Here is a 23,014-nt window from a genome sequence, read left to right on the forward strand (position 1 = left end):
CGCGTGACGTCTTTATGGTTGGCCGATCGGCCCGAACAGCCTTGGGCCGCAAGCAAGCTTGACGAGGGTTCCCGCTCCGCGGATGTCATCGTCGTGGGCGCCGGTATCACCGGGCTGATGACCGCGGTTCTGCTCGCCCGCGCCGGCAAGGACGTGCTGGTGCTCGAAGCGCGCACAGTGGGCGCCTGCGCCACCGGGAACACCACCGCGAAGATCAGCCTGCTGCAGGGCAGCCACCTGTCGAAGATCCTGTCCCGGCATGGCAGGGAACTGGCTCGCGCCTACGTCGACGGGAATCGTGAAGGCCAGGACTGGGTGCTCGATTACTGCGGGTCGCATGGCATACCGGTGCAGCGCGAGGACGCCTACACCTACGCCCAGTCCGCCAAGGGAGTGCCGTCCGCGCGCCTGGAGCTTCAGGCGTGCCAGGCGGTCGGGCTGCCCGCCGTCTGGGACGACGACGCCGGCGTGCCGTTCCCGTATCACGGCGGGGTGCGGCTGCCCGATCAGGCCCAGTTCGATCCGATGCCGTTCCTGGATGCGCTGGCCACCGAGCTGCTCAACCGCGGCGGACGGCTGGTCGAGCACACGCGAGTCCGCCGGGTGTCGAACCGCGGCGAACGCGTGCGGGTTCACGTCAACGACGCCGCGCAGCGCGACGTCGAACTCCAAGCCGGCCAACTGGTTCTCGCCACCGGCATCCCAATCCTGGATCGCGGCGGATACTTTGCGCGCGTGAAGCCCAGCCGGTCCTACTGCATGGCGTTCAAGGTCCCCGGCAACGTCACCCGCCAGATGATGATCTCCACCGACTCGCCGACCCGCTCGGTGCGCTACGCGCCCGTCGCGGACGGGGAGCGGCTGATCGTGGGCGGGGCCGGCCACACCGTGGGCCGCAAGAAGAGCCCGTCGAAGGCGCTCGAGGAACTCGCGTCGTGGGCCCGCAAGCACTACCCGGGTGCCGAGCAGACGCACTTCTGGTCGGCGCAGGATTACACGCCCATCGACCAGCTGCCCTATGTCGGGCCCATCCTGCCGCGCACCGAAACCATCTTCGTGGCAACGGGATTCAACAAGTGGGGAATGACGAACGGCGCTGCCGCGGCGTTGGCGCTGTCGAGCCGCATCCTGGGTGGCCGGATGGACTGGGCGAGGGCGTTCGCCAGCTGGAGCCCGCATGAGTTGACCGGCCTGCCAACCGCCATGCAGGCCAACCTGGAGGTGGGCTTCGACCTGGCCAAGGGCTGGATCACCCCGCTGCTGCGGGCCGGACGGCGCAGCCCGGGGGCCGACGAGGGCGGCGTGGTCAGCGGGCCGCCGTGGCATCTGGAGGCGCGCTGCCGGGTCAATGGCACCGAGCACCGGGTATCGCCGGTGTGCCCGCACCTCGGGGGAATCGTGAACTGGAACGACGCCGACCAGGCGTGGGAATGCCCGCTGCACGGGTCGCGCTTCGCCCCGGACGGCACCCTCCTCGAGGGGCCGGCCACCCGAGACCTATCCGCCTGAATCCGCGCGAAGGGCTCAGTCCGTCTTTTGGTAGACGAGCCAGCGTAACTCGACCGGCGAGTGCTCACGGTCGACGTCGAACACATCGAGACCGTTGGCCCATCCCTCGAACCAGCCCGTGGGCGGCCAGGCGGCCTCGGGCAGGTGAGCCTTCTCGTATTCGTAGGCGGAATCGTCGGCAACCAGCTCGAGGGACAGCCCCGCCGCCGCGGTCTCCAGCTGGTCGCGCGTGTAGATCATGGTGTTGCACTGCTGACCGAATTGCAGCACGGATTCGTCGGGGACGTAGCCTTCGCGGGGCAAGAAGGCGTTGAACACCAGCCGCCCGCCGGTAGCAAGGCATTCGGCGGCGAGCTCGAATACGCCGCGCAACTCACGGGTCGTTCGGAAGTCGGGCACCACCTCGGAGAGCACCATCAGCTGGTATTCGTCGTGGACGCTTTCCATCGCGGTGAAGACATCGCTCTGGATCACGTGCACGGCCAGCGACTCGCTCTCCGCCTCGGAGCGCATGACGTCGGCGAGCTTGGCCGCCATCTCCACCGCGTCCACCGGGTGGCCGCGGCGTGCCAGGGCCAGGGCGTTGCGCCCGGTTCCCGCTCCGACGTCCAGCACGCGGTAAGTCGTCGGGTCGGCCGCTTCGGCGGCCAGCGCCAGCACCCGCGCGTCGGGCTCGGTGCCGAACAGCGGCGCCGGGCGCACGGCCACCCACTCGTCGTAGTCGGCGTCGAGCGTCCGCCACTCGGCCTTGACGCGGATGTTGATGCTCGTTCCGAAGTACGCGTTGAACGAGATGAGGATGTCCGAGCGGGGGGAGGCCTTGAAGCCCTTCGCCAGCTCGGTCTCGAGCGAGATCCGCAGCTGAGCCGACTGTTCGGGCGTGTGCCAGACGCCCAGTGTGGCGCACAGGTTGGCGCACAGCTGTACGTATTCGTCGATCAGGCTCGGGACGGCCGGCACCCTGATGTGCCCCTCGGCCGAGGTCCGGCGATACAACCGCCTGACCATCGCTTCGTAAAGCATCGACGGGTCGACAGGGCCGGAAGGCGGATCTTGCACCAGAACCTTCTACACGACCCGGCCGCTTTGCACCACCGATCGGACCACCGCGTCGATCAGTCCGAGCGGGCGGCGTCTTCCACGAGGTCGGCGGCCTTGGCGACACTCTCGGCGGGCTTGCTCATCTGCGCGGCGACCTCACGGGCGCGAGCCGCGCATTCCGGAGTCAGCACAGAGCGTAGGTCGGCGACCAGCGAGTCCAAGGTGCTGTCCAGAAAGCGCCGTCCCGCACCGACTTTCAGTCGTTCGACGGCTTCCGCCCACATCGGCTGATCCCATACCGTCCAGAGGATGAGCGTGGGAACTCCGGCGCGCAGGCCTGCCGCCGTGGTGCCCGAGCCACCGTGGTGGACCACCGCGCGGCAGGCGGGGAAGACGGCCGCGTAATTCAGCGCGCCCACCACCTTGACGTGGTCGAACCGCGGCACGCCACCGAAGTCGTTCGCGCCGGCGCAGATCAGCGCACGCTCGCCCAATCGCGCGCAGGCGGCACTGATGACGGCGACGGTCTCGGCGGGAGAGTCGATGGGTGTGCTGCCGAAGCCGAAGTAGATCGGCGGCGTGCCGGCCGCAATCCAGGACAAGGCCTCATCGTCGGCATCCGTCGGCAACTCCAGAGTCAGCGACCCGACAAAGGGGCGTCGACCGCCCGGCTCCACCCATTCGGCGGCCGGCCCGGGCAAGCACAGCTCGTCGTAAGTCTGAAGTTCGAGCAATCCGTCGTCGCGGGCCGCCGGGACGGCCGCCTCGGGCAGGCCGAGCGCACGGCGTTGGGCTTCTCCGGCCTCCCTCGTGATTCCCGAATACAAGTCGCTCGACGGCATGATCCGCGCCGGGAAGACGTGCAGCGCGGCGAGCGGAATCCCGTGATGTTCGGCGACATTGGCAGCGAGCGCCTGGTCGTTCATGTGCGCCAGGAGCAGGTCGGCCCCCTTCGCCACCGATGTCAGCGTCGCGCTCTTCTTCGCCCAGATTCGGTTAACACGCTCGCTGGCTTCAGACAGCGCGCCGATCCCGTACTGAAAGCGGCCGAGAAACTCCGAGGCCGCATCCATCGAGCCTTGGGTATCCGGCCCGTAGGCGACCGCGGGGACTTCCGCCGACTCGACGAAGCCGACCTTGTCCGGCGGGACGGCCAGGCGCACGTCGTGACCCCGGCGCGACAGCTCCCGGCCGAGGGCGGCGCAGGGCTCGATGTCGCCCCGCCCGCCGTAGCTTGCCAGCACAAATTTCATCCACTCCGACCTAACTCGCGGTGACGGTATTGATCCAAGCAGACCGGCCAGTCGGGGCCGCCGGACGCGGACCCCGCCGGCGCCGCCCGCCTTCGGCGTGGCGCGTCCGGTGCGGTTGACGGGTTTGGCGGCGATCCGGAGGTAACTTATCGGTGCTCTGGGACACCCCAACGTCGTTGAATTCCTGGTCACCGCCCATGCTCGAGCCCCTGCCGCAAAGGCTCCGCGGCCAGAGGCCAGGGCCCGGTCGACCGTCATCGCGGTACCTGTACTACTTAAAGGATCGAAGATTTGTTTGCTGTCCGTTGGGCAACCCCACTACGGCCAGAAACGGGCCGTTCACACTGCGGCCACCAGTTGAACCGTCCGGAGGAGACGACTCATGGATTTCGCAGCACTACCTCCGGAAATCAACTCCGGGCGGATGTACACCGGGCCGGGGGCCGCGCCGATGCTGGCCGCCGCGATGGCCTGGGACGCGCTGGCCGTCGCGTTGCATTCGGCGGCGGACTCGTACCAGGTGGAGGTCACGGCGTTGACGGGCGGGCCCTGGCTGGGGCCATCGGCGGCGGCGATGTCGGCCGCGGCCGCCAGGTACGTGGCCTGGACACGGGCCGCCGCCGCGCAGGCTGAACAGACCGCCACCCAGGCCAAAGCCGCGGCCGCCGCCTACGAGGCGGCGTTCGCGGAATCGGTGCCGCCGCCCGTCATCGCGGCCAACCGCAGCCTGCTGACGTCGCTGATCGCGACCAACATCTTGGGGCAGAACACGCCGGCGATCGCGGCCACCGAGGCGCAGTACGCGGAGATGTGGGCTCAGGATGCCGGGGCCATGTACGGCTACGCGGCGTCGTCGGCGGCGGCGGCGCGGCTGACACCGTTCGCCTCGCCGCAAGAGAGCAGCAATTCGGGCGGGTCGGTGCGGCAAGCGGCTGCCCTCAACCAGGCCGCCGGCACCTCGGCCGGAAAGGTGCAGAGTGCCCTCTCGCCGACCCAGCAGGCCTTCACCGCGACGCCCGACGCGTTGCTCAACCTCGCAAGCCCCCTCGACTATGGCTTCGGCGGACGCGACCTGCTGGGCCTGGCGGCGGACCTGAGCGCGGTCTTCGTCGACCCGGAAATCGGAACGGCGGGGCTCGCCGCCGCGATCGTCGCGCTTCCCTACGACGTGTCCGGCGCACTGACCGGTTTCCACACCGATGACATCGTCAGCGGCTGGGCAGGGGTGCAGTCCTGGCCCGGGTCGGCGCCCGTGCCCCCCACCCCCTTCCCGGTGATCACCAACCTGGCGGGCGGTTCGGCCGCGACCGCGAGCCTGGGCCAGGCGAATACGGTCGGCGGTTTGTCGGTTCCGCCGGGCTGGGCGGCGGCCGCCCCCGCGGTACGCCCCGCCGCCCTGGCCCTGCCCGCCACCACTGTCGGCGCGGCCGCGCAGGCCTCGTCCAGCGGCTCCGGAAGCCTGTTCGGCGAAATGGCCGCGGCGAGCATGGCGGGGCGCGCTATGGCCGGTACGACAGGCGCGGGTGTCGCCGGCCGCGCCGAACGGCTCAGGGCCACAACGCAAAAGGCGACGCAGGATGGTTCGGGGGCGCCGCAGGTTCCGGCGGGCGGCCCGATCACCAGCATCGCCGCCGAGCTGCGCGAGCTGGCATCCCTGCGCGATGCGGGAATCATCACCGAGGACGAATTCAACGAGCAAAAGCAACGGCTGCTCCCGCACTGACTCCAAAAACCGGGGATAGCTGATCGCGTTCCGTTCACTGCTTCCCGAACGATGTCCAATATCGACAGATGTCGCGGGCAATTGTTTCGTACGATATTTGTATGTCGCGGCGACATTTCGCGATTGATATCGAACCGAACTATGAATTGATGAGCAGGTAAGCGGCGCGCCATTCTTCGCCTATCACGGCAAGCCGAAGTGTTACCGTTTGCACGCGCCAAGCTTTTCCGATCGAACTTCGCGAGCGCCCATGTTCACTTCCACGACAGCGTCCCCGCGCCGCACCGCGCTGGTGGCGGCGTGCGTCGGCGTGTGCCTGCTTTCATCGTGTCGCCCGGCGCCGCCCTCTACACCGCAAGCGAACGCGCCGTCGGCCATCGTCAGCAGCGCCCCCAGCAATCCCACGCCGACGCCGGCGGCCGGCGCGCATCCGTCGATCGAAGGCGGCGTCTACGGCGATCCCGCTACGGCCGCAAAGTACTGGCAGCCACAGTCGCTGGAGGACAACTGCGGGCTGATGTCCGTGGCCGACGTGGTCGGCGAGATCACCGGCCACGCACCTACGGAGCAGCAGATGATCAAGCTGGCGGAGTCGACGCCCTCACAGACCAATCCCGGGCCCATCTACGCACCGCGCGACGACCCGAGCCACGCCAGCGGTGACGGCGGCATCGAAATGGCCGATGCGGTAGTGCTACTCGACCACTACGGCATCAAGTCGGAGGTAACCTACGCGGCGCATCCGGATCAGACCGGTCTACCCGCGCTCGAGCGGTACCTCGCCGATAATCGCAAGGTGATCGCCTGGGTCAACTCCGCCGTCATCTGGAACACCAGCGACCAGCGGACCAAGGCCGATCACTTTCTGGTCGTCACCGGGATCGACACCAACAGGGAGATCGTCCACCTCAACGACCCCGGGGTCGATCACCCCGACGAACAGGTCACCATTCCGACCTTCGTGACCGGCTGGCAAACCGGACAGGAATCGATTGTCGTCACCGCGACTCCTGGCTGAGTGCCGGCTTTCCCGGGCAGACGGACCGGCCCTCCGGGGTGTGATCAACACTCACGCCGAGGTCACGGAAATGGTCCCGGCCGCCGATTACCACGACAACAGCAATTTTCTTAGTTTTAATATTCGCCGCATCGCCCGCTCATATACTGACCCCACCTCGACACCGACAACAAAAGAAGGGCACGAAATGCTTGCACCGCGTTGGCTGGCCAAACTGACAATTCCCGTCATGGTTGGCGCTGCCCTCACCGCAACCACCGCGATTGCCTCGGCCGACAGCACGGACGACGCATACATCGCGAAACTGCACAACTTGGGATTCACCTGGCCGTCGGGGAGTGACTCCGACATGATCGCAATGGGGCACGCGGTCTGCGCCGACCGGATGGCCGGCAAAACACCGGATGCGATTGCCGCCGACTTGCATTCGAGCATGAGCTCGAAGGGCTTCTCGTTCGCGGACATGACCGGCTGGGTCAGCGCGGCGGAGTCGACCTACTGCCCGGGCTGATCGCTCCCTGACCCACCACTCGGTTTCGGGCCCCGCCCGCATACGCTGAGCGAGACAGTTGGTGCGGTCTCGCCGAGTGGGGATGGGCAGTGGAGGGTTCGACGGCCTTTTCAGGTTTCGCGGCGGTGGACATGCAGGTGCACAGCCTGCTCCGCTACCCAGTGAAGTCGATGCTCGGCGAAGCCGTGCCCGACCTGTACGTCGACGAGCATGGCGCCGAAGGCGACCGGCGGCTGGCGTTGCTCGACGCCGCCACCGGGCATGTGGCCAGCGCCAAGAACGCCCGGTTGTGGCGCGGCCTGTTGAAGTGCACTGCGAATGCGGACGCCGGTCGGGTAAGCATCGGACTGCCCGACGGCACCAGCGTGAGTGCCGACGACCCCGGCATCGACGACCTGCTTTCCGCGCTGATGGGCCGGCCGGTCCGGCTGATCGCGCAGCGCCCCGAGGGCGCCACGCTGGTGCGTCCGGACCCGGAGAAGTTGCTCGAGCTGGGCTTGGACGCCGAGGTCGGCGGCCGCATCCTGGAGATCGCCCAGGCGACTCCGGGTGATGCCTTCACCGACGAAGCCCCGCTGCACGCGATCACCACCGCCACGCTCGAGCACATCGGCGTCGAGGCGCTGCGATACCGGCCCAACCTGGTGATCACAACGCCGCCCGGTTACCCGCCCTACGCCGAAAACGACTGGGTCGGCGAGGAGATCGCCGTCGGCGACGCACGGCTGCGGGTCCTGACTGCCACATCACGCTGTGTCGTACCCACGCTCGAGCACGGTCCACTGCCACGCGCTCCGCAGGCGCTCCGCACACCTGCGGCCGAAAACCGTTGGGACACAGGGGGTCACGGCGCCCAACCGTGCGCTGGCGCCTATCTCGCCGTGGTGACGCAAGGGGTCATCCGCGTCGGTGACCAGGTCACCATCGGCGGGTAGGCGGTTCAATCGGTGCGCAGCGGTCTTGTCATGCGCGAAGTCAGGCGCCCAGATTGCGCAGCGCAGTGTCGAGCTCCTCGGCCTGCTCGGCCAGCTCTCGTTCCGAGAGCTGCGTGACTCCGGCCCGCTCCAGCACCTCCTGGCGCGTCGCGATCTGCAGGGCGCCACGGTAATCCGGTGCATCCAACTCCGCCGGCGAGGCGACGTCGATGCGGCCCTCGATCGCGACCAGCGCCGCGTGTTCATCCTGGGCGGCCAGCAGCCGCCGGACATCGTCAGCGTTGACGTTCATCTCAAGTCGCCCCAACCATTTTCATGACAAGCAATACCGCTACCGCGAGGAAGACCACGGCGAAGACACAAACGGCGATCACCGTGAGTAGGGAACTGGGGGTGAATCGCCCGGTCGCCGGCGGCTGGTGCTCACGGACGCCCGACGTTTGCGGCGCCGCAGGGGGAGTGGACCCCGGTGGCACGCCGCCACCGGCCTCTAGGCCGGGCGTTTGCACCGGGTCGGGATTAGGAGGTTGTGCTGTCATCGCTGACGCCTGTCCTTCCTGGGCTTACGGTGTCGCTCGCACCGGGTTTCATACCGGGTCGCATCGCCACCCGGACGCAGTCGTCCTTCTTGTTCTTGAAGAGGTCGTAGGCGCGCACGCCGTCCTCGAGCGGCAGGACATGGCTGATCAATTTGGCGGGATTGAGGTCGCCCTGCTCGACGTAGTCGAACAGGCGAGACATGTAGCGCTGACCGTGCTGCTGCGCCGTTTTCAGGGTCAGGCCCTTGTTGGTCAGCACACCGGTGGGGAACTTGTCGGTCAGCCCGTAGACCCCGAGCACCGAGACCACCCCGCCCTTGCGGCAAGCCAGGATTGCCTGCCGCAGCGCGTCGGCGCGGTCGGTCTCCATCCGCAGGAACTGCTTGGCGCGGTCATAGAGCTGCTGTACGCCCGTCCCATGTCCCTCCATTCCGACGGCGTCGATGCATGCATCCGGCCCGCGCCCACCGGTCATCTCGCGTAGCGTCTCGTGGACGCTGTCGACCGCGGTGTAGTCGATCGTCTCCAGCCCGAACTCGTTGTCCGCCAACGTCAATCGCTCCGGAATCCGGTCGATGACGATCGCGCGCTCGGCGCCCAGCAGCAGCGCACTGCGGGCGGCCATCAAGCCCACTCCGCCGGCGCCCCAAACCGCGACCGTGTCCCCGCCGGCAATGTCGCAGAAGTCGGCGCCCATGAACCCGGTTGGTACCGCGTCGGACAGGAAGAGCGCCTGCTCGTCCGTGATGTCACCGGGAATGGCAAAGCAATTCGCGTCGGCGAACGGCACCCGCACGTATTGAGCGTGCGAGCCCGCGTAGCCGCCGAACGGATGCGTGTAGCCGTAGATTCCGCCCGAGGGATAGCCGAGCAGGGGCTGCTGGAGTTCGGCGTTTGGATTGGTGGTGTCGCAGCACGAATACAGTTCGTGCTCGCAGTACCAGCATTGGTTGCACGCGATGAACGACGGCACCACCACCCGGTCGCGCACCTTGGTGTCTCGCACCTCGGGACCGGTCTCCACCACGACGCCCATGAATTCGTGGCCGAAGACGTCGCCGGCACGCATCCCCGGCAGATAGCCGTCGATGAAGTGCAGATCCGACCCGCACGTCGTGGTGAGCCGGACCTCGACGATCGCGTCGTGGGGATTCAGGATTGTCGGGTCGTCGACCGTCTCGACCGATAGGTCGTTGACGCCGTTCCAGCACAGCGCGCGCATGCCTCGCCGCCTTTCGCTTATCGCTTATCGCTTATCGCGCGGACTTACGCGCGCTCGGGTTCAATCGGATGGTCGGCACCTCGCCGGTCTGCATCAGCGCACGCAGCCGGTATAGGGCCTTGAAGGCCGCCCCGCCGGCCAACAGGCCCGGCGCCGGGCTCGTGACGCGCAGCGTGACCTCGGTGCCCAACTTGCCCGGCGCGGGTCGGTAGGTGACCGCTATCTGTTTTCCATCGCCGGTACCGACGAATCGAAGCCCCTCGGGTTCCGGGATCAACTCCGACTCCCACACCGCCTTGGGCTCGGTGAGCAACCGCCAGCGATAGTGGTCCGGGCTGCGAAGTTCGACCTCGGCGATGTCACCGAGCACCACCGACATCTGCTCGGGGTCGCGCCAGAACTGTTCGATGCGCTCGACCGGGCACGCGATGGTCACCGTCTGCCCCGCGGATCGGCGAGGTTGCGCGGCGGTGACCTTCTTCACCGCTCCCAACACCTGGTCTTTGGCGAAATCCAAATAGCTCACGCCGCTCCCTCCGTTGCGGCGTTGCATTCCCGCCCAGAACGCGCCCAAACGGGATGCTGCGATTACCGGCCGATCAGCGGCGCCCGCCCTGCGATCACGTTGTGTATGAGAAGCATTCAGGCGGCCGGAGGCCAGGCACCTAGGATTCCGAGTGCGGAGTGGGGCTTTGCGCGGATTCCCACTTCGCCTCCAGCGACCTGGTCACCGTCGTGCCGGCGGGCAAGTCCAGCTGAAAGGTCTCCCCGTCGTCGTCCTGGAAGGTGACGATGTAACCGGCGTCGGTGGAGTCTTTGAACACCACCTTGTAGGGCTGTTCACCCGAGCCACGATCGACGGCGATGACGTCGCCAGGCGAGACGTCGTCGATGAGGTCGTTACCGGAGGCTTTCGACATACGGTCGACGGTAGCCGATCAGGCGACCGCGCCCGTATCTCGATCACACTCGCCCACCCGCGACCACCACCCTGCGCACGAATTCCGTTGCAGCGCTGGCACATTCATTCGCACCCGGAACGCTGATCCGGCCCCCACAGGTGGGTGACGCAGGTCACATGCGTGTTTGATCGGCGTCATCGGTGGAATCACTGCCCTGACACGAACGAACGCAATTCTTGGCTAAACGCCGCAAGGAGATTTTCGATGAGCGAGCAGAACAAAGCCGACGAAGCGCGCAGGGGCCTGATCGATTCGGTCAAAGGCAAAGCCAAAGAAGTCGTCGGGGCGGTTACCGGCAACGAGTCGCTGACCGCCGAGGGGCAGCTCGAGCAGACCCAGGCGCACGAGCGCAAGGAAGCGAACGCGATGGAGGCCGTGGCCGAGGCGCAGGCCAAGCAGGCGCAGGACGCCGCGGCCGAGGCCAAGGTTGAGGGCGCCCAAGAACGCGTCGCGGCAAACGCGCAAGCCGTCGCCGCCGAGGAATCGATCGAAGCCCAGGAGGCGGCTCAGAAGCGGGCCGCCGAGCAGGCTGCACGGCAGCGGGCGACCGCCGAGAAGACTCAGGCCGAGCTCGACGCGCAGCGCGAAGCGCAGCGAGCGAAGGCCGAGGAGCGCGCCGAGATCCGTGAAGCGTCGGAGGACATCATCGACGCCGTCGCCGAGCACCAGACGTCGGTCCAGGTGGCGCGCAACGAAGAGTCGGAGGCCGACCGCCTGCGACGCCAGGCCCAGAACGTGACCGACGAAGCCGACCTGCCCTGACGGCGGGCCACACACAGGAGAAGTTGATGAAGATATCCGAAGTCCCGTTCGCGGTTTTGCGGTTCCACTACCAGCTGGCCCGTTTCCCGTTGCAGGTCATCGAGGACCGGGTTGTCACCCGAATCCCGACCGAAGCGCCCGCTCGCCTGCTGTTCGAGCGCTCGCTCGGCATGCTGGACACCACGGTCGGCAATGTGCTCGATGACCCGAAGCTGGTCGAGCGTGGGACGGCGCTCGTCGAGCGCAGTGACGCGCTGGGCCGCGCGGCGCAGCTGGACGCGAAGGCCGCGGCCCGCAAGGAACAGGCCGACGCGAAGCTGAAGGGCGCCCGCGACGAGGCGATCGAGGACCGGCAGGAAGCGCAGGCCGCCACGCAGCAGGAGATCACGCAGGCCCGCAACGCCGCCGAGCAACGCAAACAGGAAGCCGCACAATCGGCCCAGCGGCAGAGTGCCGCGGCGAAGCGGCGCGCCGACGAGGCGGCGGACAGGCAGAAGCGCACGGTCGAGTCGGCCAAACGCCAGGTGGAGACCAGAACCCAGGCCGCCGAGAAGGCCGCATCCAAGGCCGCGGCGGCGAAAATCGACGAGGCCGAGGACAAGCTGGGCGACGCCGCCGACAAGCGCTCCGAGGCGGACCGGGTCGCGGAACTGGCGGCCGCCGAGAAGCGGCTGCGGCAGGAGGAACGCGCTAACGACTGACGCGCGCGCAGCTCAGACCCGCGGCGGCGGCCCCTGGTTGACCTTGTTAGCGGCGAATGTCGCGGCCTGAGCGGTCATTCCGGCGTCGATGTAGGACACGTGCGCCATCAGGTTGCCGCCACCGGAACAGATCGGGTCGTCGGTCGCACACAAGCTGATGACCTTCGATCCATACGCCGGGTTGATCGTCGGCAGCGGTTGGCCGCCCCACAACATCGTCGAGAGTCCACTGCTGGGCTCGCCGAAGAGGGCGACGGCGGCGACGTGATCGGCGACCGGAGCCGGCATCGCGTTGGTGGCCAGGTCGATCACCGTCGAGCCCTGGGAATAGCCGCCGAGCACGATCCGCGAGTTCGGGCAGCTGGCGACGGTGTCTTGGACGTGTGCGCTGGCGTCATTGGATCCGGCATTCGCGCTGTTGTGGTAGTCGTCGTTGGCCGGATAGTTGACGGCGTAGACGTCGACGGACTTCCCGCCGAGTTGCGCGGTGAGCGAGTCCACGAACGCCTGCCCGATGTTGCCCAAACCGGGCTCCTGATGAGTGCCGCGGGCGAAGACCACCGAGACGTCGGAGCACGCATCGGCGGCAGCGGTGGGCAGGGCTGATGATTCCCAGAAGGGGCTGCTCAGCACCGCCCACGTCGCCACCACAGGGAGACCAACAATGCGAGTAAGTCTGCGTGCACTCATGCCGAAATCCTGTCACATCAGTGCACGCCTAAGTGCCGGCGGTCGGCTCTACCGTGATGACGCGGGAGCAGGCAGCCGAATCGCTCTGGCGCACAAGGGATTCTCAGTCGGCAATAGTCCGGATGCGAATGGGTCCCGCCCACTCATCGTCGGGATCGACGACGGTGCCGCGCTGCGTTATCTCCACGTGGCCCGATTTCGCCAGGTCACGCGCGGCGTCGCGCGCGTCCGGCATCAGCTCACGCCAGTCCGCACCACCCACGGCCCGGGCGGCATCAGAGGGGCAGATGCTGCTGCGCGGGCCGCGATGCTCGGCCAGCGCGCGGATTGACGATTCCAGTCGGTGCCTGATCGGCCCGTCCCCGAGCGCGACCTCGGCATGGTCGGCGCCGGGGCCACCGCCGTCAAGCACCCGGCGGAGTTCGGCTCGTAATCGCTCAGCCACGCCTAGCGGCCGCGCCATTGGGGCTTGCGCTTCTCGGCCCAGGCCCGGAGACCCTCGGCGACGTCCTCGGTCGCACCGGCCACCTTGCGCATGGTCTCGCCGAAGCGGACCGACTCGATCCAGCCCATGTCCGCCGTCCGCCACGCCACTTCCTTGGTCGCCCGTTGGGCCAGGGGAGCGGCCTCGGTCAGGGTCCTCGCCCAGGCCCGGGCTTCGGCCTGCAAGTCGTCCGGCTCCACCAGCTTCCACACCAGGCCGATTTCCTTGGCCCGCTCGGCGCTAATGGGCTTGCCGGTCAGGAGCAGTTCCATGGCGTTGGCCCAGCCGACCCGCTGGGGCAGCCGGATGGCCCCGACGATAGTGGGCACGCCTATCGACACCTCGGGAAAGCAGAACGTCGCCTCGGTGCTGGCGATGACGAAGTCGCAGAAGAGTAGGCCGGTCACTCCGTAGCCGATGCAGGGCCCGTGCACGGCGGCGATGGTCGGCTTGAACAACTCCATCCCGGACTCGAAGGAGTTGATCGTCGGCTTCTCCCAGAAGGTGCCGCCGAAGGTGCCCACCGAGCCCTCGCCGTCCTTGAGATCGCCGCCGGCGCAGTAGACGCTGCCGTTGGCGGTCAGGATCGCGACCCACGCATCCAGGTCGTCGCGGAACCGCTCCCACGCCGCGTTCAAGTCCTGGCGAAGAGGCCCGTTGATGGCGTTGCGAGCCTCGGGCCGGTTAAGGGTAATCGTGGCGATGTGGTCGTCCAGCTCATACGTGACGAGACTCATGGGTTCACCCTAGGGCGCCGAGTGTGGGCGCTGAGTATGAGAACTGGCCTGAATTCGTCCATACGTCCGACACTCGGCGAACGGCCCGCGGCCCGACCCCCTAAGTACGGCAAGTCGCGGTGACCCCTGGGGTTTGCAGCCGCCCGGCGAGCCAGGGCAGCGTCGCGGCGAATGCCGTTGCGGCAGAAGGCCAGTCGTGCTTTCCGGGCAGTTCGACGATGCTGCAGTCGATGCCATGGGCGGCACCGAGACCGCAGAGCGATTCCGCGGCGGTCTGACCGACCGCCTGCGACCGGGCGCCATGCCCGCCCGGAACCGCGAAAAGCCCGGACAGATCGGAGTAGGTGCCGTGGCGCGCGATGACCGTGCTGGGATCGAACGACGACCAGGCCTCCGAGTCGCCGCCGAACAACCGGTCGACGGTTTGGGATCGCGTGCCCGCATTGGGCGCGAGGTCACCGCCGACGTCGACGAAGGCGCCGAACGTGCCGGGATGCATGACGGCCAAATCGACCGCACAGGTACCGCCGGAGGAGAAGCCGACGACGCCCCACCTCGCCGCCGCGAATTGGACATTGATCGCGGGAACGACATCGGCGGTCAGGTGGTCGGCGGCATTGCCGCGTGACCCGTTCACACACTCGGTGTCGACGCCGAACCCGCCGGTCGCGTCGGCGAAGACGGCAATAGGCGCGTTGCCGGCGTGCGTCGCGGCAAAGGCGTCGAGGGTGCTGACGGCCTCGCCGGCGCGAATCCAGTCGGCCGGTGTGTTGAATTCACCGCCGAGCATGAGCACCGCCGGCAGCCGCACTGGTGGTGTGCTGCTGAACCAGGCCGGTGGCAGGTAGACCCATTCGCCGCGGTGGCGAAAACCCGACGCTTGGTCACCGGAGTCAACCGCGAGGACCACACCTCGCGACGGCTTGACGCCTTTGTGCCGCATCGCCGCAACGGCATCCCAGTCGGCTTGGCCGGGCAACGGCGCATTGGTCAGTTGGCCCCAGGCGGCGTAGACGGTGGGGAAGTAGCCCAGCCAGCCGTTGATGGTCAGTCCCGTGCTCAGCAGGCAGAACGAGGCCGCGAAGACGGACGCGTTGCGGCGCCACCAACCGGCACCACGCCAGCCGACTACCGCGATCACAACGGAGAATCCCGTGAGGGAGACCCACAGCCACATCGGCCACGGCGCCGGCTCGCTGGCCAGACCGAGTGTTTCGTAATGCCAGTGAATGATCGCGCCGAACAGGGCGCCCGTAACCGCCCCCGCCGGCACCGACAGCACCCGCCAGCGGCGCCCCCGCCATCCGATCGCGTACACCAACGCCACGATCGTGAGCAGCTCGACGGCGATCGGGATGGCGCCCCGCATCAACGAGATTCGCCACAGGGGATTGGTGTAGTCGGCCGCCTGCGCGAGACGCGAAATCGCCGCCGGCTTGGGATATTCCATAGCCGCTGTGGACTACCCGCGCCGCTTGCGCGCGAATCACCGTCGCCCGACCCGACGATGTCCCCGGGCGGGCACGCCTATCCTGGCCCGAGTGGCCGAACTGTCCGTCGCGGAACTGCGCACCCGCCTCGACGGTCTGACCATCCGCGACGCCGCGCGCCTCGGGAGGCGCCTGAAGAATCTGCGCGCAGCCAAACCCGACCAGCTTCGGCAACTCGCCGAGCAGCTCACGCGCGCCGAAGCGCTCGTCGCCGCGCGGCAATCCGCGGTGCCGGCCATCAGCTATCCCGAGCTGCCGGTCAGCGCGCGGCGGCAGGAGATCGCCGACGCGATTCGGACGAACCAGGTCGTCGTCGTCGCCGGTGAAACCGGTTCGGGCAAGACCACGCAACTGCCGAAAATCTGTCTCGACGCCGGCCGGGGCGTCCGCGGAACCATCGGGCACACCCAGCCCCGGCGGCTGGCCGCCCGCACGGTCGCGCAGCGCATCGCCGACGAATTGGGCAGCCCGCTCGGCGAGACTGTCGGCTACACAGTCCGGTTCACCGATCAGGTCAGCGACCGCACCCTGGTGAAGCTGATGACCGACGGCATCCTGCTCGCCGAGATTCAGCGCGACCGCCGGCTGCTGCGCTACGACACCGTGATCCTCGACGAGGCCCATGAGCGCAGCCTGAACATTGACTTCCTGCTCGGTTACCTGCGCGAGCTGCTGCCGCGCCGCCCGGACCTGAAGGTCATCGTCACCTCGGCGACGATCGAGCCGCAACGGTTCGCGGATCACTTCGGCGGTGCGCCGATCCTCGAGGTGTCCGGGCGTACGTATCCGGTGGAGATCCGCTACCGGCCGCTGGAAGTCCCCGTGTCAAGCGGTCGGGAGGATGATTACGACGACCCAGACCACGAGATCGTGCGCACCGAGACTCGCGACGAGGTCGAGGCGATCGTCGACGCGATCGCTGAGCTCGAGGCCGAGCCGGCCGGGGACGTCCTGGTGTTCCTCTCGGGCGAACGCGAAATCCGGGATACCGCAGAGGCTTTGACTTTCTTGACGGGCGGCCCAGACTACACCGAGGTGCTTCCGCTGTACGCCCGGCTGCCGACCGCCGAGCAGCAGAAGGTGTTCGCGGCACACACCGGGCGCCGGGTGGTGCTGGCGACCAACGTCGCCGAGACGTCGCTGACGGTGCCGGGTATTCGCTATGTCGTCGACCCCGGCAACGCCCGCATCTCGCGCTACAGCCGCCGCCTGAAGGTGCAGCGGTTGCCGATCGAACCGATCTCGCAGGCCTCTGCCGCCCAACGGGCGGGGCGCTGCGGCCGGGTCGCGGCCGGCGTTTGCATCCGCCTGTACTCCGAAGAGGACTTCGCGGGCCGTCCGCCCTATACCGAGCCCGAGATCCTGCGGACCAACCTCGCCGCGGTGCTGTTGCAGATGGCGGCGCTGCGGCTAGGAGAGGTCGAAAACTTCCCGTTTCTGGACCCGCCGGACCGGCGCAGCGTCCGCGACGGGGTGCAGCTGCTGCAGGAATTGGGAGCTTTCGACGCCCAGGGCGGGATCACTGATCTCGGCCTCCGCCTGGCTCGCCTGCCGCTCGACCCCCGGCTGGGCCGGATGATCCTGCAGGCCCACACGGAGGGATGCGTGCGGGAGGTCCTGGTGTTGGCCGCGGCGCTGACCATCCACGACCCGCGGGAGCGGCCCACCGACCGCGAGGAGGCTGCCCGTCAGAAGCACGCCCGCTTCGCCGATGAGAACTCCGACTTCCTGTCGTACCTCAACCTCTGGCGCTACCTTCGCGAACAGCGGAATACCCTGTCGGGCAACAGCTTTCGCCGTATGTGCCGCGACGAATTTCTGCACTACCTGCGCATCCGCGAGTGGCAGGATCTGGTCGGACAACTCCGCGGCATCGCCCGCGACCTGGGCATAGTTGAAGGCGCCGCGTCCGATGAGCCTGCCGACCCGGCGCAGGTGCACGCGGCGCTGCTGGCCGGGTTGCTGTCGCACGTGGGGATGCGCCGCGAGGACGGGCGCGACTACCTGGGGGCGCGCAACTCGCATTTCGTCCTCGCACCGGGCTCAGCGCTCACCAAGCGGCCGCCGCGATGGGTGGTCGTGGCGGAGCTGGTCGAAACCAGCCGCCTGTACGGGCGCACCGCCGCGCGCATCCAGCCCGAGGTGGTCGAGCGGATCGCGGGCGACCTCGTGCAGCGCACCCACAGCGAACCGCACTGGGACGCCAGACGCGGCGAGGTGATGGCCTACGAGCGGGTAACGCTTTACGGGCTGCCGCTGGTGGCGCGCCGCCGCGTCGGATACGCCCGGGTGGAGCCGGCGCTGGCGCGGGAATTGTTCATCCGGCATGCGCTGGTCGAGGGCGACTGGCAGACGCGCCATCACTTCTTCCGCGACAACGCGCGGCTGCGCGCCGAGCTCGAAGAGCTGGAGGAGCGGGCCCGCCGCCGCGACCTGATCGTCGGTGACGACGAGGTCTACGCGCTCTACGACGCCCGCATCCCGGCCGAAGTCGTCTCCGCGCGGCACTTCGACGCCTGGTGGAAGAAGCAGCGACACAGAACACCCGAACTGCTGACCTTCACCCGTGGCGACCTATTGCGCACCGTCGACACCGCCGATGCCGAGCGGCCGACCGCCTGGCATTCGGGCGATGTCACGCTGCCCCTGACCTACCGATTCGAGCCGGGCGCGGCCGACGACGGCGTGACGGTGCACGTGCCGATCGACGTGCTCGCGCGGTTGGGCGGTGACGAGTTCGCCTGGCAGGTTCCGGCGCTGCGGGAGGAGCTGGTGACCGCACTCATCCGCTCACTGCCAAAAGACTTGCGCCGCAACTTCGTTCCCGCCCCCGATACCGCCCGTGCCGTGCTGGCAGGGATCGACCCGGCGGGGGAGCCGTTGCTGGAGGGGCTGCAGCGCGAATTGCGCCGTCGCACCGGCGTTCTGGTGCCCGCCGACGCGTTCGACCTGGACAAGTTACCGGCGCATCTGCGGGTGACCTTCGCCGTCGAGTCCGCCGACGGTACCGAGGTCGCCCGCGGAAAAGACCTCGACGCGTTGCAACTACGGCTCGCGGCGTCCACCCGCCAGGCCGTGGCCGAGGCGGTCGCCGCCGAGCTGGAACGGTCGGGCCTGCGCAACTGGCCCGACGACCTCGACGAGCTGCCGCACGTCGTCGAGCGGACGATCGACGGCCGCGCTGTGCGTGGCTTTCCCGGCTTCGTCGACACGGGAAGTGCGGTCGACCTTCGGGTCTTCACGACGCCGGCGGAGCGGGACAACGCGCTGGGGTCGGGGATGCGGCGGTTGGTCCGGTTGAGCGTACCTTCGCCGGTCAAAGCGGTTGAGCGACAACTGAGCCCGCGGACGCGCCTGGCGCTCGGCGCGAACCCGGATGGCTCCCTAACCGCGCTGCTCGATGACTGCGCCGATGCCGCGGCGGAGGCGCTAGCGCCCGGGCCGGTGTGGACCCGCGCCGAGTTCGCCGCGCTACGCGAGCGGGTGGGCGAGGCGCTAGTGTCCGCGACCGTCGACGTCGTGGCCCGCGTGGAGCAGGTGTTGGCCGCCGCGCAGGACGTGCAACTCGCCCTGCCCGGTCGGCCGTCGCCCGCGCAGTCCGACGCGATCGCCGACGTCCGCGCTCAGCTGGATCGGCTCTTGCCGCCGGGATTCGTCGCCGCCACCGGACGCCCCCATCTCGCCGATCTCACCCGCTACCTGACCGCAATCCGCCGGCGCCTCGAGAGGCTGCCGCACGGGATCGAGGCGGACCGGGAGCGGATGCAGCGCGTGCGAGCCGTGCAGCGCGCCTACGAGGAATTGACACAGTCGCTGCCTCCCGCACGGCAGGCCGCGGCCGACGTGCGGGACGTTGGGCGGCAGATCGAGGAATTGCGGGTGAGCCTGTGGGCCCAGCAGCTGGGCACCCCGCGGCCCGTGAGCGAGCAGCGGATCTACCGAGCGATCGACGCGCTGCGCGACCGTATGTGAATTATTGCCCTCCCACTCTCAACCTATAGCGCACCGGGGGGCTTGTGGCAAGGGCGGGGTGATGCCGCACAATCGCTGGCCGAAGCCAATTTTCGCTCTTATCAGGGGGTTGAGAGTGTCCTCAAACGAGAACGTCGACCACGCGGTGCTGATCGCTGGAGGAGGCCCGACGGGCCTGATGCTGGCCGGCGAATTGGCGCTGGCGGGGGTCGATGTGGCGATAGTCGAGCGGCGCGCCGGCCAGGACCTCATCGGTGCGCGCGCCGGGGGTCTGCATGCGCGCACCATCGAGGTCCTCGATCAGCGCGGTATCGCCGATCGGTTTCTTGCCCGGGGTCAGGTCGCCCAGGTCGCCGGGTTTTCTCAGATTCGGCTGGACATCAGCGACTTTCCCACCCGGCATCCCTATGGTCTCGCGTTGTGGCAGAACGAGATCGAACGCATACTCGCCGACTGGGTGGACGAGCTGGGCGTGCGGTTCTATCGCGGACACGAGGTGACGGGTATCGCCCAAGACCGCAGGGGCGTCGACGTCGCGTTGTCCGACGGCCGATCCCTGCGAGGGGCATACCTCGTCGGCTGCGACGGCGGGCGCAGCGTGGTCCGTAAAGCCGGAGGCATCGAGTTCCCCGGCTGGGATCCGACGACGAGCTACCTGCTCGGTGAGGTTCAAATAGATTGGGGGACAGGCGATTCACCGGTATGGGGAATCCGCCAGGACTCACTCGGCGTGCATTCCCTCGCCGCCCCGGAGGAGGGCGGACCGGTGCGTGTCATGGTCACCGAGCGGCGCCTCGGGTCAAGCAGCGAGCCCACGCTGGGCGATCTGAGTGAGGCGCTGATCGCCGTATACGGAACGGACTACGGGATACACAGTCCCGCTTGGCTTTCCAGATTCACCGACACGGCACGGCAAGCCGCAGCCTATCGCGACCGACGCATCCTGCTGGCCGGGGACGCCGCGCACGTCCACCATCCGGTGGGCGGGCAGGGGCTGAACACCGGCGTCCAGGATGCGGTCAATCTGGGATGGAAGCTGGGACAGGTGGTCAACGGGACGTCGCCCGACAGCTTGCTCGACAGCTACCACGCCGAACGGCACCCGGTCGCCGCGCGCGTTCTGCGCAACGCGATTGCGCAGATGGCGCTCCTTCGCCCCGACGACCGAACCAAGGCGCTGCGCGACACGATGTCCGACCTGCTCGCCATGGAGGAACCTCGCAAACGGTTCGCCGCGATGATGTCCGGCCTGGACATCCGCTACGACCTGGGCGACGCACACCCGCTGCTCGGACGCCGCATGCCGGATCTTGATCTGGCCACCGCCGAGGGGACACTGCGGGTTTTCACGCTGCTACACCGGGCCCGCCCGGTGCTGCTCAACCTCGGGGAAGCGGGCCGATTCGACAAGGCGTCCCGGACCGACAGGGTCCAGCTGATCGACGCGGAATACGCCGGTAACTGGGAACTTCCAGCAGTCGGCACGGTACCGGCCCCCGATGCGGTCTTGATTCGTCCCGACGGGCACGTCGCCTGGGTCGGAAACGGCACTGGTGACGGCTTGGGCGACGCGCTCACGGCCTGGTTCGGCGCCCCGCCCGGCGCTTAGGGCTAGTCCGGCGGTTCGTCGCCCGAGCCGAGGGTGGGGGCGCGTTCCCGGTCGCTGGGCTTGCCGGCAACACCTTCGGCCTCCCGGTCGTCGGCGACCTTCTCCTCGAGCTGGTCGACGATGTCTTCCAGCTCCTGAGAGTGACCCCGGAGGTCTTTGTCGGGTTTCGTCATATCGCTTTCCATCGACTGTGGTCGGGCAGCGCCCGTCGCTATCCAGTACCCCATCCACCGGCTGGTAACCGGCTGGGGATTGTGATCCTCAACATGGCAGCGAAGGCCGCGTTGACCGAGCTAGGAGTGACGGACGCGACATTACGCCCCAGCGGTGGAAGTATCGCAAGGGTGGCCGATAAGAAACCGCAGACCATCTCCTACCCGGCGGCCGACAGGCGTCCGCGCCGCCACGAATCCGAGCCGCTCGATCCCCACGTCATCGTTCTGTTTGGTGCGACGGGGGATCTGGCGAAACGCAGGCTGATACCCGGCCTGGCCTACCTGGACCAGTCCGAGCTTGCGCCCGACATCCAGATCGTCGCGACGTCGCTGGAAGACCTCAGCGACGACGAGTTCCGAGAGATCGCCAAAGATGCGATCGAGTCGTTCGGCAGGCACAAGCTCACGTCCGAGCAGTGGGCCAATTTCGCGAAGATCATCACCTACGTCCCGCAGGGAAAGGGACCGGAAGCGCTGGCGGCGGCGGTCGCGGAAGCCGAAGGCGAGCTCGGCCCCAACGTCAGGCGCCTGCATTACCTGTCGGTGCCGCCCAAGGCCGCGCGCGAAGTCATCACCATGCTGAGCGACGCCAAGCTCGTCGAGCGCTCGCGGGTGGTGATGGAGAAGCCGTTCGGAACCGACCTGGCCAGTGCGGTGGCGCTGAACGATTTCGTGCACGAAACGTTCGAGGAATCCCAGATCTTCCGCATCGACCACTTCCTCGGCAAGGAGGCCGCGCAGAACATTCTGGCGTTCCGCTTCGCCAACGGACTCTTCGAGCCGATCTGGAACCGCAACTTCATCGACCATATCCAGATCGACATCCCCGAAGCCCTCGGCCTGGATCAGCGGGCGAACTTCTACGAGGAGACCGGCGCCTACAAGGACATGGTCGTGACCCACCTGTTCCAGGTGATGGCGTTCGTCGTCATGGAGCCGCCCACTGCGCTCGAGCCGTTTGCCATCAGTGAAGAAAAGAACAAGGTGTTCCGCTCGATGCTGCCGGTCAAGCCCTCAAACGTGGTGCGCGGCCAATACAACGGATACCGCGAAGAGAAAGGCGTGGCAAGGGATTCCGACACCGAGACGTTCATCGCCCTCAAGGTCGGCATCGACAACTGGCGCTGGGCGGGCGTGCCCATCTATCTGCGGACCGGCAAGAAGATGGCCGAAGGCATCCGCATCATCTCGATCGCATTCAGAGAGGCACCCCGGACGATGTTTCCGCCCGGCTCGGGGGTTGGGACTCAGGGACCCGACCACCTGACGTTCGACCTGGCCGACAACTCAAAGGTTTCGCTGTCTTTCTACGGCAAGCGGCCGGGCCCCGGGATGAAGCTGGACAAGTTGTCCATGCAGTTCTCCTCGCAGGAGATCGACACCGTCGTGGACGTGCTGGAGGCGTACGAACGGCTCATCCTCGACGCGATGCGCGGTGACCACACGCTGTTCAACACCGCGGAGGGCATCGAATCATTGTGGGAGCGTTCGCAGGAGCTGCTCGACGACCCTCCGCCGGCGAAGATGTATCAACCGGGCACCTGGGGTCCCAACGCCATCCATCAATTGATCGCACCCAATGCGTGGCGGTTGCCCTTCGAGCGCGAGTGGCGCGACGCCAGGCCCGACTCGTAGCCGGCG

The 23,014-nt window shown here is 67.8% G+C and carries 22 protein-coding genes; 10 read left to right on the forward strand and 12 right to left on the reverse strand.

Annotated features, from left to right (window positions below; translation table 11 throughout):
• The first annotated feature begins 3 nt into the window (after positions 1-3).
• Positions 4-1,509, forward strand: a complete 1,506-nt coding sequence (locus A5711_RS23610; protein WP_197520853.1) for an FAD-dependent oxidoreductase — start codon at positions 4-6, stop codon at positions 1,507-1,509.
• Between the two features lie 15 nt (positions 1,510-1,524).
• Here A5711_RS23610 and A5711_RS23615 read toward each other — a convergent pair whose 3' ends face one another.
• Both A5711_RS23615 and A5711_RS23620 read right to left on the reverse strand, forming a co-directional pair.
• On the reverse strand, positions 1,525-2,568 hold the full coding sequence (locus A5711_RS23615) for a bifunctional 2-polyprenyl-6-hydroxyphenol methylase/3-demethylubiquinol 3-O-methyltransferase UbiG (RefSeq protein WP_067950851.1): 1,044 nt from the start codon (positions 2,566-2,568) through the stop codon (positions 1,525-1,527).
• A gap of 56 nt (positions 2,569-2,624) precedes the next feature.
• Positions 2,625-3,803, reverse strand: a complete 1,179-nt coding sequence (locus A5711_RS23620; RefSeq protein ID WP_067950853.1) for a glycosyltransferase — start codon at positions 3,801-3,803, stop codon at positions 2,625-2,627.
• 382 nt (positions 3,804-4,185) lie between these two features.
• Here A5711_RS23620 and A5711_RS23625 point away from each other — a divergent pair, with 382 nt between their 5' ends.
• The 4 genes from A5711_RS23625 (at position 4,186) to A5711_RS23640 (ending at position 7,990) form a co-directional block, all read left to right on the forward strand.
• Positions 4,186-5,526 (forward strand): PPE domain-containing protein, encoded by a 1,341-nt coding sequence (locus tag A5711_RS23625; RefSeq protein ID WP_067950855.1) that lies wholly within the window; start codon positions 4,186-4,188, stop codon positions 5,524-5,526.
• Between the two features lie 250 nt (positions 5,527-5,776).
• Positions 5,777-6,544 (forward strand): C39 family peptidase, encoded by a 768-nt coding sequence (locus A5711_RS23630; RefSeq protein ID WP_067950858.1) that lies wholly within the window; start codon positions 5,777-5,779, stop codon positions 6,542-6,544.
• Between the two features lie 40 nt (positions 6,545-6,584).
• Positions 6,585-7,055, forward strand: coding sequence for a DUF732 domain-containing protein (locus A5711_RS23635; protein WP_231972009.1), 471 nt, complete (start codon positions 6,585-6,587; stop codon positions 7,053-7,055).
• A gap of 131 nt (positions 7,056-7,186) precedes the next feature.
• Positions 7,187-7,990 (forward strand): MOSC domain-containing protein, encoded by an 804-nt coding sequence (locus A5711_RS23640; RefSeq protein WP_369829960.1) that lies wholly within the window; start codon positions 7,187-7,189, stop codon positions 7,988-7,990.
• A gap of 40 nt (positions 7,991-8,030) precedes the next feature.
• On the opposite strand, the gene A5711_RS23645 is transcribed toward A5711_RS23640, so the two are convergent.
• The 5 genes from A5711_RS23645 to A5711_RS23660 all read right to left on the reverse strand — a co-directional run bounded on the left by A5711_RS23645 (position 8,031) and on the right by A5711_RS23660 (position 10,671).
• The gene (locus tag A5711_RS23645; RefSeq protein WP_067950865.1) at positions 8,031-8,282 is read right to left on the reverse strand and encodes a hypothetical protein; all 252 of its coding nucleotides are present in this window, start codon (positions 8,280-8,282) and stop codon (positions 8,031-8,033) included.
• Position 8,283: 1 nt separating this feature from the next.
• On the reverse strand, positions 8,284-8,529 hold the full coding sequence (locus A5711_RS27865; protein WP_082975827.1) for a DUF6480 family protein: 246 nt from the start codon (positions 8,527-8,529) through the stop codon (positions 8,284-8,286).
• Positions 8,510-9,751, reverse strand: coding sequence for a zinc-dependent alcohol dehydrogenase (locus tag A5711_RS23650; protein WP_067950867.1), 1,242 nt, complete (start codon positions 9,749-9,751; stop codon positions 8,510-8,512). The genes A5711_RS27865 and A5711_RS23650 overlap by 20 nt, the downstream gene beginning before the upstream one ends.
• A 31-nt stretch (positions 9,752-9,782) precedes the next feature.
• Positions 9,783-10,277, reverse strand: coding sequence for a hypothetical protein (locus A5711_RS23655; protein ID WP_067950931.1), 495 nt, complete (start codon positions 10,275-10,277; stop codon positions 9,783-9,785).
• Positions 10,278-10,416: 139 nt separating this feature from the next.
• Entirely contained in the window at positions 10,417-10,671 is a 255-nt protein-coding gene (locus A5711_RS23660; protein WP_067950869.1) for a hypothetical protein, read from the reverse strand.
• Between the two features lie 246 nt (positions 10,672-10,917).
• Here A5711_RS23660 and A5711_RS23665 point away from each other — a divergent pair, with 246 nt between their 5' ends.
• The gene (locus A5711_RS23665) at positions 10,918-11,475 is read left to right on the forward strand and encodes a CsbD family protein (protein WP_067950871.1); all 558 of its coding nucleotides are present in this window, start codon (positions 10,918-10,920) and stop codon (positions 11,473-11,475) included.
• 26 nt (positions 11,476-11,501) lie between these two features.
• A complete protein-coding gene (locus tag A5711_RS23670; RefSeq protein WP_067950873.1) occupies positions 11,502-12,176 on the forward strand; it encodes an IF2 family translation initiation factor in 675 nt (224 codons plus the stop codon).
• A 12-nt stretch (positions 12,177-12,188) separates the two neighbouring features.
• Here the strand turns inward: A5711_RS23670 and A5711_RS23675 are convergent, their stop codons facing one another.
• The 4 genes from A5711_RS23675 to A5711_RS23690 form a co-directional block, all read right to left on the reverse strand.
• Positions 12,189-12,866 (reverse strand): cutinase family protein, encoded by a 678-nt coding sequence (locus A5711_RS23675; RefSeq protein ID WP_067950874.1) that lies wholly within the window; start codon positions 12,864-12,866, stop codon positions 12,189-12,191.
• Positions 12,867-12,969: 103 nt separating this feature from the next.
• Entirely contained in the window at positions 12,970-13,311 is a 342-nt protein-coding gene (locus A5711_RS23680; RefSeq protein ID WP_231987536.1) for a DUF3253 domain-containing protein, read from the reverse strand.
• A gap of 2 nt (positions 13,312-13,313) precedes the next feature.
• Positions 13,314-14,087, reverse strand: coding sequence for an enoyl-CoA hydratase/isomerase family protein (locus A5711_RS23685; protein ID WP_067950877.1), 774 nt, complete (start codon positions 14,085-14,087; stop codon positions 13,314-13,316).
• Positions 14,088-14,187: 100 nt separating this feature from the next.
• Positions 14,188-15,537: an alpha/beta hydrolase family protein gene (locus A5711_RS23690; protein WP_231987537.1), complete on the reverse strand. Its 1,350-nt coding sequence runs from the start codon at positions 15,535-15,537 to the stop codon at positions 14,188-14,190.
• Between the two features lie 91 nt (positions 15,538-15,628).
• Between A5711_RS23690 and hrpA the strand changes: the two genes are divergently transcribed.
• On the forward strand, positions 15,629-19,549 hold the full coding sequence (gene hrpA / locus A5711_RS23695) for an ATP-dependent RNA helicase HrpA (RefSeq protein WP_067950879.1): 3,921 nt from the start codon (positions 15,629-15,631) through the stop codon (positions 19,547-19,549).
• Between the two features lie 100 nt (positions 19,550-19,649).
• Entirely contained in the window at positions 19,650-21,158 is a 1,509-nt protein-coding gene (locus A5711_RS23700; RefSeq protein WP_067950934.1) for an FAD-dependent monooxygenase, read from the forward strand.
• Between the two features lie 2 nt (positions 21,159-21,160).
• Here A5711_RS23700 and A5711_RS23705 read toward each other — a convergent pair whose 3' ends face one another.
• A complete protein-coding gene (locus tag A5711_RS23705; protein ID WP_067950881.1) occupies positions 21,161-21,343 on the reverse strand; it encodes a hypothetical protein in 183 nt (60 codons plus the stop codon).
• A gap of 159 nt (positions 21,344-21,502) precedes the next feature.
• Here A5711_RS23705 and zwf point away from each other — a divergent pair, with 159 nt between their 5' ends.
• The gene (gene zwf, locus A5711_RS23710; RefSeq protein WP_067950883.1) at positions 21,503-23,008 is read left to right on the forward strand and encodes a glucose-6-phosphate dehydrogenase; all 1,506 of its coding nucleotides are present in this window, start codon (positions 21,503-21,505) and stop codon (positions 23,006-23,008) included.
• Positions 23,009-23,014: the final 6 nt, after the last annotated feature.

The sequence above is a fragment of the Mycobacterium sp. E2238 genome (assembly GCF_001672665.1).
Lineage (GTDB): Bacteria > Actinomycetota > Actinomycetes > Mycobacteriales > Mycobacteriaceae > Mycobacterium.

Excerpts from the sequence above, each read along its gene's own strand:
- A5711_RS23620 (WP_067950853.1), bottom strand. The coding sequence starts at position 3,803 with ATGAAATTTGTGCTGGCAAGCTACGGCGGGCGGGGCGACATCGAGCCC.
- A5711_RS23625 (WP_067950855.1), top strand. The coding sequence starts at position 4,186 with ATGGATTTCGCAGCACTACCTCCGGAAATCAACTCCGGGCGGATGTAC.
- A5711_RS23630 (WP_067950858.1), top strand. The coding sequence starts at position 5,777 with ATGTTCACTTCCACGACAGCGTCCCCGCGCCGCACCGCGCTGGTGGCG.
- A5711_RS23640 (WP_369829960.1), top strand. The coding sequence starts at position 7,187 with ATGCAGGTGCACAGCCTGCTCCGCTACCCAGTGAAGTCGATGCTCGGC.
- A5711_RS23645 (WP_067950865.1), bottom strand. The coding sequence starts at position 8,282 with ATGAACGTCAACGCTGACGATGTCCGGCGGCTGCTGGCCGCCCAGGAT.
- A5711_RS27865 (WP_082975827.1), bottom strand. The coding sequence starts at position 8,529 with ATGACAGCACAACCTCCTAATCCCGACCCGGTGCAAACGCCCGGCCTA.
- A5711_RS23650 (WP_067950867.1), bottom strand. The coding sequence starts at position 9,751 with ATGCGCGCGCTGTGCTGGAACGGCGTCAACGACCTATCGGTCGAGACG.
- A5711_RS23660 (WP_067950869.1), bottom strand. The coding sequence starts at position 10,671 with ATGTCGAAAGCCTCCGGTAACGACCTCATCGACGACGTCTCGCCTGGC.
- A5711_RS23665 (WP_067950871.1), top strand. The coding sequence starts at position 10,918 with ATGAGCGAGCAGAACAAAGCCGACGAAGCGCGCAGGGGCCTGATCGAT.
- A5711_RS23670 (WP_067950873.1), top strand. The coding sequence starts at position 11,502 with ATGAAGATATCCGAAGTCCCGTTCGCGGTTTTGCGGTTCCACTACCAG.
- A5711_RS23675 (WP_067950874.1), bottom strand. The coding sequence starts at position 12,866 with ATGAGTGCACGCAGACTTACTCGCATTGTTGGTCTCCCTGTGGTGGCG.
- A5711_RS23685 (WP_067950877.1), bottom strand. The coding sequence starts at position 14,087 with ATGAGTCTCGTCACGTATGAGCTGGACGACCACATCGCCACGATTACC.
- A5711_RS23690 (WP_231987537.1), bottom strand. The coding sequence starts at position 15,537 with ATGGAATATCCCAAGCCGGCGGCGATTTCGCGTCTCGCGCAGGCGGCC.
- A5711_RS23705 (WP_067950881.1), bottom strand. The coding sequence starts at position 21,343 with ATGGAAAGCGATATGACGAAACCCGACAAAGACCTCCGGGGTCACTCT.